This is a genomic window from Clostridium sp., assembly GCF_040797585.1.
GTDB lineage: Bacteria > Bacillota > Clostridia > Clostridiales > Clostridiaceae > Clostridium_Z.
Genome location: NZ_JBFNEO010000089.1, coordinates 1 through 10828, shown reverse-complemented (window position 1 = coordinate 10828; position 10828 = coordinate 1). Strand labels below are relative to the sequence as shown.

The window sequence follows — 10828 nt, the reverse complement described above, 5'->3', positions numbered from 1 at the left end:
ATCTAATCCTTATTGGAAAGAAGCCTTTACAACTAATGAAAGAAGAATCTGGGCTGATAGAATAGGTAACTTAATATTTATAAATGGTACCAAAAATCCTCAAGCTTCAGGAAAGGCCTTTGATGAAAAACTTAAAACTTATATAGTTAAAAAGGGAGAGTTTGAAATAAATAAAAACATACTTAAGCTAGATAAGTGGAATGTAGAAAAGATTCAAAAGAGACAAGAGGAAATGATAAATAAAGCTATGAATATATGGATGAATAGCTAAATATTTAATTTATTATGATCTGGGATAGAGGTGTTATCTTTATTCCAGATTATTTGTTTAAAAAATATAGTTTTAAATATAGCAATCTAGTATAGGGATTTCTATATTTATACTAGATTATTTTTTACTCATATAGCTTAATTATAGTACACATTTTAAGTAGAAGATATTAATAGTAGCTATAGAATAAATTCTGTTAAGCTTTCACTGAGGTAATAAGGTAGTTTTTAATCAGCTATTATAATGAATATCAATATATGTATAGATATTATAAATTAGAAAGAATAATATATATAGGCTAAAATAAAGATATTATGTGGTAAAAGGGGGATTTATACTAATGGTGGATTTTGATAAGGTGATAAATAGAAGAAATACCATGTGTGCTAAGTGGGATACAGTATCAGAAGATATACTTCCTATGTGGGTAGCTGATATGGATTTTGAAAGTCCAAAGGAAGTCATAGAAGCTCTTAGGGAGAGGGTAGACCATGGGGTATATGGATATTTAGATTCCATTGATTCTTACTATGAAGCAGTGAAGAATTGGATGGAAAAAAGACATAATTATAATGTGGATAAGTCATGGATAGTGAGCACTCCAAGCGTTGTAGCTACTATAAATATTGCTATAAGAGCTTTTACTAAGGAGGGAGATAAGATACTTATTGAGACTCCAGTATACCATCCCTTCTTTCATGCAGTGAAAAATAACAATAGAACCCTTGTGGAGAGCAGCCTTATTTTCAATGAGGAAAAATATGTGATGGATTTTCAGGACTTAGAGAATAAATTTAAACATGGAGTAAAGTTAATGATATTATGTAGTCCCCATAATCCAGTGGGAAGGGTATGGACTAAGGAGGAGCTAATAAATCTTAGAGACCTTTGTTTAAAATATAAGGTTCTAGTGATTTCAGATGAAATACATTCAGATCTTACTTTTAAAGATAACCCTCATACTGTATTTGCTTCTTTAGGGAATGGAATTGAGGATATATCTATAACATGTATAGCTCCTAGTAAAACTTTTAATATAGCAGGAATACAGGCCTCTAATGTTATTATACATAATAAAGCCTTGAGGGATAAGTTTGTTTCAGAGCTTGATTCAGTAGGATTCCATTCAATAAATATTTTTGCAGTGGCTGCATTAACAGCAGCTTATAATTCCTCAGAGTATTGGCTTGATGAGCTTTTAGTTTATATAAAAGATAATTATTTATACGTAAAAGAATACTTAGAGAAGCATATACCAAAGGTAAAAGTTATGCCTTATGAGAGTACTTATCTTTTATGGCTTGACTTTAGAGAACTTAATTTATCTCAAGAGGAGTTAGTAAAGTTGTTAGAAGAAAAGGCTAAGATATTCTTAAACGATGGAACTATGTTTGGAAAAGATGGAAAAGGGTTTATGAGAATGAACATAGGATGTCCAAGAGAGCTTTTAAATGAAGGTCTAAAGAGGTTAAAAAGAGGGGTAGACTCCTTAGAAATATAAAATCATTTAAAAATTTATATTATATTTTTATGATATAAAGGTTTAGAAATTTTAAATTAAGTAATTTCAACTAGCTGAAAAAGTAGAATTAAATATATTATTCATAAAAGTGTAAGTACTTTATAAAAGTGCTTACACTTTTATTTTGTAAAAAAAACTATGAAAATCATTATCTTTCCAAAAATTTTTATGAAAATTATTATAATATTGAAAAAACTCTGAAAAAAGATTAAGATAGTTAATGGAGATAAGAAAAAATTAACTAACATAAGTTAATCTTGATTTTTATATGATGGCTAGGAGTTGTAACACCCCCATCCTCTTAAAAGGAGGGGAATGACAGCTGCTAAGCCCCTAGATTAACTCATCTAACCTTCAGATGGTGAAAAGAATCCACCTGAAGGAAGATTCATTCTATGAAAGAAGGGGAAGAGATATGAAAAGTATAAGAAAAACGGTGGCTTTAGCATTAAGCGCTATTATGATTATGGGGGTTTTTGTTGGGTGTAATAATGGTAAAGAGGCAAAAGTTCAAGAGGACAAGCCTAAAGTAGAGGCGAAAAAGGAAGAAAAAACACTTCTTGTGTATAGTGGAGCAGGGCTTAAAAAACCTATGGAGGAAATTGCTAAGATCTTTGAAAAGGATAACAATGTAAAGATTGAATATAATTATGCGGGATCTGCACAACTGCTTAGTCAGTTAGAGTTAAGTAAAAAGGGGGATGTATTTATAGTTGGTTCCATGGATACATATAATTCTGCTAAGGAAAATGGGTTAGTTTTAGATAATAAGACTGTAGCTTATCATACTCCAGTTATAGCAGTACCTAAGGGAAATCCAAAGAATATAAAATCTTTAGAAGATATGGCTAAGGAAGGAGTAAAGGTACTACTAGGGGATGAAAAGGCAAATGCTGTAGGAAAAACATCTCAGGATATTATAAAGAAGAATAATCTACCGGGTATTAATAATAATGCTATAGCTAAAACAGCCACAGTAAGTGAAATGGTAACACCTCTTAAGGAAGGGAAGGGAGATGCAGCCATAGTTACAGCAGATTCAGTTTATGGAAATAAGGATATAGAAACTATAAAGATACCAGAGGATAAAAATGTAGATCAGATTTTACCAATAGCTACTGTAGAGTCAAGTAAGGAAAAGGAATTAGCTAATAAGTTTGTAGACTTTGTGTCATCTAAAGAAGGAAAGTCTATATTTGAAAAATATGGCTTCAAACCTGTACAGTAGATAGGAAATGAAAGATAAAATTTATTTATCAATTTTTGTAACATTTTTTATAATAGTATTTATAATAATTTTAAGTCCCTTAATCTTACTTATGATTAGGGGCTTTCCTACTATACTACAGTGCTTAGCTTCAGAGGAAGTAATATTTTCTATAAAGATGAGCCTAAACACATCCTTAATATCTACTTTAATATGCTTATTTATGGCTATGCCTACAGCATACTTTTTAAGTAGTAGGGAATTTAGGGGAAAGAGATTTGTTAGCTTACTTATATATATGCCTATGAGCCTTCCACATTTGGTATCAGGAATTGCCCTGCTTATATTATGTAGTAATACCTTAATTTTTAACTGGCTTTCTATTAAGGGAATTGATTTTGTTTTTACAAAGTATGGAATAGTACTAGCTCAAGTATATGTAAATCTACCTTTCATGATAAAAATTCTTCAAGAAGCTTTTGATGAAAGAAATAATAAAATGGAGTTAGTTGCAAGAACCTTAGGATGTAGTAAGGTAAAAACTTTTTTCTATATAACATTACCTTTAATTAAAGGAGGGTTAGTTGCATCTATTATAATGACTTGGTGTAAAGCCTTAGGAGAATTTGGAGCAGTTATGATGCTCGCGGGTACTACAAGGATGAAAACCGAGATTATGCCTACAGCAATATTTTTAAATGTATCCACAGGAGATTTAGATTTAGCCTTAGGTATAGCTACTATTTTAATAATTATATCCGTAGCTTCAACTCTTATTTTTAACATGATAAACAGAAGAAGGTGGAAGGTGAAGGAGCAATGATAAATATAGAAAATCTTAATTTGACCCTTAAGGGCTTTTCTTTAAAAGATATAAATTTAAGGGTTGAAGAAGGGGAGTATTTTATTCTGCTTGGACCTAGTGGTTCAGGAAAGACACTACTTTTAGAAACCATTGCAGGACTATATACTCCAATAAGTGGAGGGATATATGAAGGTGATGAAGATTTTTTATCCCTTCCAATAGAAAAGAAGAGAGTAGGTATGGTTTATCAAAACTATGAGTTATTTCCCTTTTTAAACGTTAGAGACAATATTGGATTTGGGCTAAAAATGCAAAAGGAGAAGAAGGGAGTTATAGATATTAAAATAAAAGAAGTTATGAAGCTATTTAAAATAGAGAAATTAGCCAATAGATATCCTAAGAAGCTAAGTGGAGGAGAAAAGCAGAGAGTAGCATTAGCTAGAGCTTTAATAATTTCTCCTAAAATATTGCTGTTAGATGAGCCTACCAGTGCTTTAGATGAAGTAATAAAAAAAGAAATTCAAAGAGAACTTAAAAGGATACATAATACATTTACCTCTTCTATAATACATGTAACTCACAGTATAGAGGAGGCACTTTACCTAGGAGACAAGATAGGAATAATAGAAAAAGGTACTATAAGAAAGATATATAATAGAGAAGAATTTAGGAATGTTATAGAAAAGCAAGGAGTAGAAAAACTCTTTAGCGCTTAAATTAAGTTATAGAGTAAGAACATAAAATCATTAAAAAACTTATAGGATTTTTAATTCAAAATTATTTTATACACAACTTAAGACTTATCATTTTCAATGATTAAGTATAGGTGTAAGTAAAGATTCAGGATGAAAAAAACTAAGAGGGACTTTTTATTATAGAAATCTAATTGTTTTAAATGAATTAATTTGAAGTGGAAAATTGACTATCATAAGAAAATAAATTAGATAATTCAATAGAAATTTAACTAGCGTAAGATATTAAAGAATCGATTAAGTTGATATAAAAAGTGGTTTAACTTCTCATAGAATTATTTCTTATTTAAAAATTATATAAGTTTGGGGATTTTATTACATAATAAATAATCCAGAAATAAAAGTGATTTTTATAGACCAGTTAAAAGATAGGGGGAGAAGTAATGGAATTTTATTTAGATTTAAAGAAAAAATTAGATGAAATAATCAAAAAGCATAACTTCAAAGAAGAGGAAGTATATATCACAACTAAAGCATTAACGCCAGAGGAAGCTATAGGTATAACAAAGAGAAAGGATTTTCCTCTTCTCAATGGACGAGAGGTACTAGTAAATGCTGAATTTAAAGGAGATATAGGACAAGCTTATACTGATTCTCCAGCGGCCTTTAGAGGCACATTAAAGGAAATAATGGAATTAGACCTAAGTAGTAATTATAATAAGGCCCTTTTTATAGCCTCATTAAATGCAGTTATGAAACATCTAAATTTAGCAGATAGAACTATACATTGTAAAGACAATGAACCAGAAGAATGTGGAGAAAAAATGAGAGAGTATTTTCTTAATCATCATAAGGGAGAAAATATAGCACTAATAGGACTTCAACCAGCCATTTTAGATTATTTAAAGGATGATTTTAATATTAGAGTTTTAGATTTAGATGTAGAAAAGGTGGGAACTATTCAGTATGGAGTAAACATAGAGCATGGAATTAAGGACTATGAAAATGTTATAGAATGGGCAGATATAATACTTGCAACAGGTAGCACTAGTGCTAATGGTAGTATGGAAAACTTTACAAAATTAAATAAAAAGGTGTATTTTTATGGAACTACCATAGCTGGAATAGGAGAACTATATAACCTTAATAGATTATGCTTTTGTTCTAAGTAACTTTTAAATATATAAAAAATTGAAAACTTATAATGAATTTTTATGCTGAAGAAAGTTAATGGTTTTAAGACAAGTTATTTTAATCAAAAACTTACTAACATGATAAGGTCAATTATTAAAAAAATACATATAATTTGAAATTAAGTTTCTGACATAAATACTAAAAATTAGAGTTAATTTAGGGCTTTATCATAATATATATTGTGATAAAGCCCATTTTTTATATATTCACTTTATTCAAAGAAAACTATAATAATCTTAATAGGTAAGAAATTATTTATGAAATATATGTACTATCTAACATAATATATAGCATAAATTTTACTTAAATAATCTGTATCAGTACTATAATTTTTAATATTATTCTATAAATATTGAAAGTTTCTTATGAATTATGTATTATGTATTAAGAGATAAATTGTTTTTATAAGATTATTCTGTCCTACCGCTATATCTTAGTGATATCAATACTTAAATTTCCAGCTTAAAAAATGTTTATTAGTTGAACCTTATACAGGATTATATAAGGGTATATAGGGTTTTCACTGAAAATTTATTTTATATACTACTTGAAGTCTGTAATTTTAAAGGGAAGTTCATAAGTTGACACTGAAGCTGGAAGCTCTATAGCATAAGTTATATCTAAATTTAATAATAGAAAAGCATTTATAACATAGTCGTAGAAAAAATTATATAAGCTTATATAGTAATTATTTTTATATAATATATACATAATTATGTTCTAGGTTTAATTTTATGAAGAGGTGATATTATGGAATTTAAAACTTTTCAAGGAAAAGATGTACTTTTTAAAGATGCTGAATATATAAGAACCATGGTGTTTGTGGAAGAACAAGGGGTTTTAAAGGATATTGAAATGGATGATTTAGATGACAGAGCTATTCATATAGTTATGTATAATGAAAATCTTCCTATAGCTACAGGAAGAATTGTAGAGATAGAACCAAAGGTCTATAAAGTAGGTAGAGTTGCTGTCTTAAAGGAGTTTAGAGGACAAAAATTAGGATATAAGGTAATGGAAAAGATTATAGAAATATGTAAAGAGAGCGATTTTAAAGAGATAAGACTTAATGCTCAATTAAGGGCTAAGGACTTTTATAAATCTTTAGGTTTTATAGAAAATGGAGAAATATTTTTAGAAGCTAATATAGAACATATAGCTATGTACTTAGGAGGATAACACTTAATGGAGAAAAGAATAGACTTAACTGAGGGACATATTACCTCAAAACTTATAAAATTAGCCCTTCCCATAATGGGAACTTCATTTATACAAATGGCATATAATATGACGGATATGATATGGATTGGAAGAGTTGGTAGTAATGCTGTGGCAGCAGTTGGAACCGCTGGCTTCTTTACCTGGCTTGCTATGGCATTTATTATGATATCTAAAATAGGGGCAGAGATAAAGGTATCTCAAAGTCTTGGAAGACATGACCAAGAAGCAGCAAGAAAATATGTAATTAGTGCTATACAAATAAATATAGTTTTAGCTATACTTTATGGACTAGTAGTATATATATTTAGAAAACCATTTTTAGACTTTTTTAAGCTAGGAGATCCAGAGGTGATTTCCATGGCTGAGACCTATCTTGTGGTCATGGTTATTGGTATGGGATTTTATTTTATAAATCCAGTATTTACTGCCATATTTAATGGAGCGGGAAGTAGTAGAACTCCCTTCCTTATAAACACCATAGGACTTATATTTAATATAGTATTTGATCCAGTACTTATAATGGGAATAGGACCTTTTCCTAAGATGGGAGTATTGGGAGCAGCCATTGCAACAGTTCTTGCACAAGCTATTGTAACTCTTTGTTTTATAATAGTTATGTTAAAGAGTAAAGAGAAGTTTTTAAAGGTTTCTATATTTTCAAAGCCAGATATGGAGCACATAAAGGTTATATGCAAGTTAGGGTTTCCAGTAGGATGCCAAAATGGACTATTTACTATATTCTCTATGTTTATAGCTAGAATAATTGCAGGGTGGGGACCACTTGCCATAGCAGTACAAAAGGTAGGTTCTCAAATAGAAGCTATATCATGGATGACAGCAGGGGGATTCTCTACAGCTCTTGGAGCTTTTGTTGGACAGAACTATGGAGCTAAAAAGTATGAGAGAATATTAAAAGGATACAAAGCAACCATGGGAATGGCAGTTGTGGTTGGTATACTTGCAACAATATTACTTGTTTTTGCCGGAGAAACTGTATTTGGATTCTTTATACCAGAGGCTGAAGCAATAAAATATGGACAAGTATATCTTAGAATACTTGGATATTCTCAATTATTTATGTGTATTGAAATAACTACATCAGGAGCCTTTAATGGTCTTGGAAAAACTTATATACCATCAGTAATAAGTACAATTTTAACTGGAGCTAGAATTCCGGCGGCATATCTTTTATCTAGTATACCAGCCTTAGGTCTTGATGGAGTGTGGTGGAGTATAAGTATAAGCAGTATAGCTAAGGGAATTATAATGACATTAGCTTTCATCGGACTTTTAAAGATAAATAAGCTATTTAATGATGAGATAGCTTTAAATAAAGTTAGTTAATAGAGGGGAATATGTGGAGCTCATATTAAAAAATGGCTTAATTTCTCATAGAAGGTTAGGATATAAAAAAGTTAGGGTATAAAAATATATTGTATTTGGGGGAATCAATTATGAAGATTACAAGGGATACCATAATAAAAGATGTGGTAAAGATGAATCCTAAGGCTGAAGAGCTTTTTTTAGAAAGAGGTATGCATTGCCTTCAATGTCCTACAGCCGAAACAGAAAGTCTTGAACATGCAGCCCTTGTTCATTGCTTTGATTTAGATGAGCTTTTGGAAGAACTTAATAAGTAATTCTTAGACTCTTAGTAAGAGTTACTTATAGAGGAAAGTATTATATTATAGTTTATAAGGTAGGATATTAGTAAAGCTATAATCCTTTATAAGATTTTAATATGAGAAGTATAGATATGAATCAAAACTAAAGAGAAATATAGAACGAATCTTCTTTTAGATGAGTTAATCTAGGGGCGTAGCAATTGTTAGCCATCGCCGTTCAAGAGGATGAGGGGGTTACAGCTCCTAGCCATAAGATAAAAAGAATAAGTGTAGCAATACTATAATTAGGGAACTTATATTAAAATCTCTAGACGAGGGAATCTTTTATGTGAGACTTTTAAAATAATAGTATGCTATGCTTATTCTTTTTTTAGGGGGTAATACCAATATATATTAATTAAGATGTTAGCTTAGTTTTAAAAGGTAGCAGTCCATGGAGTTAAGATTTTTAAGTTTTAGCTTATTGTCTCTAATCTCGAAGGTCTCTCCAGTGAAAAGCTCCTTTAGATTTCCACTTATATATTCCTTTAAATTTTGAGAAAGATCCCAGTGGAAGGAAGTCCTTCTTTTAGAAAGGTTAAATACAGCAATGTAATAACCACTTTCCCCTTTAACTAAAAAGGAGAAGATATTTTCCTTATAAATATAAGGAATTATTTTTTCACAATTATTTAAACTTGAGGCAAGCTCAAGAGATGCTTCAAGAGATATATACTCTGGCTTTATAGAGCTTGTTATAATTTCTAAGAGCTCCTTAACCTTTGAGTTTTTTATGGAATACTTATTATCATAAATATATATGCTGTTAAGTAAAAGTGTTTTTATTAAAAAATGCATATCAAAACTATAAATAGGTTTTGAGAATATTTTTGAAGTATAAGGCTTTATTCTATTTATATAGGCAAAGTTATGAGAAAGCATAAGACCAAAAGGAACATCCTTTGAAAGTAAGATGGCATTAGGAAAGGTCTTATTTATATCCTCAGTAAGAAAATCTATATAATTATAAACATTAAATCTTTTATATTTTCTAACAATATTTATATATTCCATAACATTATTAATCTCTATATAAGAGGAAGACAGAAGTAATCTTTTTACTTTATCCATAATATAATGACGTCCTAGAGCTGATGTAATATCTATAGGATATAGGGTTTCCCCATTTATTTTTACTTTTATAGGATCAAAATTATTTCTTAAAATATAACTGCTTAATTTGTTAGTAAAAAGTATATTTTCTTCCTTTCTTCTTTCAAAGACTTGAAGTTTTTCAGGGGAAGAAGTATTAGTATTTTTTATAGCTGCACAATAGGAAGTTATAAGATTTATATAATTTATATCATGGGAGAAGAACAGGGGGTCAAGGGTAAATTCTTCTCCCTGGTGAATAGCTTGGTTTATAAAATCATAGGTAGCATTTATTATTAATGAGTTTTTCTTTGAAAGAATATCTATGTGGTTATAGCTACTCTTACTACTTAAAAAACCTAGTATTAAGTTTAGATAGTCTTCACTAAATAACATAGAGAACATGTAAGAAGAGCTATCTCTACTACTTACAGGGTGGATATCAATATCCTTTGAAATATCCTCATGAAAGTTTAAATACCAATCATAATCATCCTTATCTAGAACAAATGTTGTAAGAGAAAGATTATTTATGTTAATTTTTTTAGTTCCAGTATTTAATAAAGATATATTTATTATATTGTTAGTAGAGTTTATCTTAAGATAAAGACCTTCATATATGTTTATTGTATTAACATGAGAGGGAATAGATAATTCAAAGATTTCCTCATTTATAGTTAAAGTTAGATTAGAAATGTTATAATACAATTAAATCACCTCATGTTCTTAAATCTTAAATAAAGTAATTGGTAGAATATTAAAATAACTCCTTATGCTAGTTAATTTATATAATTGAAGTTTATTGGATTTCATAAATAGAATTTTTAAACTTTTGAATTCTAATTTATAAGTTTAAACTATCTTAAGATTTAACTAGCACAATAGGTTAAAATACTTACTAATTATTTTTTTATATTTTATTTATAAATACCACTAATGCAGAGGGAATCTGCAAGGCATAACCTATGCTGTAGCACAAGTATAACATTATGGATAAAATTGGAAAAGAAAAACAGTAATCTATATATCAACATATTTCAAATAAAAAATGAAGAACTTTAAGGAATAGAACTTAACAGGATACAAAAAAATAAAAACACCCTTGAGTTTTTACATATTAACAAATATATATACAGTAGATTTGTCATATTATATAATAT

Annotated in this window: 11 protein-coding genes; 9 read left to right on the top strand and 2 right to left on the bottom strand. The window is 29.2% G+C overall.

Going from position 1 to position 10828, the window contains the following annotated elements:
- The 6 genes from AB2369_RS07470 to AB2369_RS07445 form a co-directional block, all read left to right on the top strand.
- Nucleotides 1–271 (top strand): HNH endonuclease family protein (locus AB2369_RS07470; protein WP_367665855.1); only part of this gene is annotated, 271 nt, incomplete at its 5' end.
- Nucleotides 272–611: 340 nt separating this feature from the next.
- Nucleotides 612–1772 (top strand): MalY/PatB family protein, encoded by a 1161-nt coding sequence (locus AB2369_RS07465; RefSeq protein ID WP_367665854.1) that lies wholly within the window; start codon nt 612–614, stop codon nt 1770–1772.
- 436 nt (nt 1773–2208) lie between these two features.
- Nucleotides 2209–3021 carry a molybdate ABC transporter substrate-binding protein gene (gene modA / locus AB2369_RS07460; RefSeq protein WP_367665853.1) on the top strand — a complete coding sequence of 271 codons (813 nt, stop codon included), beginning with the start codon at nt 2209–2211 and terminating at the stop codon, nt 3019–3021.
- A gap of 91 nt (nt 3022–3112) precedes the next feature.
- A complete protein-coding gene (locus AB2369_RS07455) occupies nt 3113–3823 on the top strand; it encodes an ABC transporter permease (protein WP_367665852.1) in 711 nt (236 codons plus the stop codon).
- The gene (locus AB2369_RS07450) at nt 3820–4521 is read left to right on the top strand and encodes an ABC transporter ATP-binding protein (RefSeq protein WP_367665851.1); all 702 of its coding nucleotides are present in this window, start codon (nt 3820–3822) and stop codon (nt 4519–4521) included. The genes AB2369_RS07455 and AB2369_RS07450 overlap by 4 nt, the downstream gene beginning before the upstream one ends.
- A 419-nt stretch (nt 4522–4940) precedes the next feature.
- Nucleotides 4941–5669, top strand: a complete 729-nt coding sequence (locus AB2369_RS07445; RefSeq protein ID WP_367665850.1) for a DUF364 domain-containing protein — start codon at nt 4941–4943, stop codon at nt 5667–5669.
- 565 nt (nt 5670–6234) lie between these two features.
- Here the strand turns inward: AB2369_RS07445 and AB2369_RS07440 are convergent.
- Nucleotides 6235–6402, bottom strand: coding sequence for a hypothetical protein (locus AB2369_RS07440; RefSeq protein ID WP_367665849.1), 168 nt, complete (start codon nt 6400–6402; stop codon nt 6235–6237).
- 39 nt (nt 6403–6441) lie between these two features.
- On the opposite strand from AB2369_RS07440, the gene AB2369_RS07435 reads away from it, so the two are divergent.
- The 3 genes from AB2369_RS07435 to AB2369_RS07425 all read left to right on the top strand — a co-directional run bounded on the left by AB2369_RS07435 (nt 6442) and on the right by AB2369_RS07425 (nt 8552).
- Nucleotides 6442–6870, top strand: a complete 429-nt coding sequence (locus AB2369_RS07435) for a GNAT family N-acetyltransferase (protein WP_367665848.1) — start codon at nt 6442–6444, stop codon at nt 6868–6870.
- 6 nt (nt 6871–6876) lie between these two features.
- Nucleotides 6877–8256 carry an MATE family efflux transporter gene (locus AB2369_RS07430; RefSeq protein WP_367665847.1) on the top strand — a complete coding sequence of 460 codons (1380 nt, stop codon included), beginning with the start codon at nt 6877–6879 and terminating at the stop codon, nt 8254–8256.
- 110 nt (nt 8257–8366) lie between these two features.
- Nucleotides 8367–8552, top strand: coding sequence for a DUF1858 domain-containing protein (locus AB2369_RS07425; RefSeq protein WP_367665846.1), 186 nt, complete (start codon nt 8367–8369; stop codon nt 8550–8552).
- A gap of 390 nt (nt 8553–8942) precedes the next feature.
- Here AB2369_RS07425 and AB2369_RS07420 read toward each other — a convergent pair whose 3' ends face one another.
- Nucleotides 8943–10376 carry a hypothetical protein gene (locus AB2369_RS07420; RefSeq protein ID WP_367665845.1) on the bottom strand — a complete coding sequence of 478 codons (1434 nt, stop codon included), beginning with the start codon at nt 10374–10376 and terminating at the stop codon, nt 8943–8945.
- Between the last annotated feature and the right edge of the window lie 452 nt (nt 10377–10828).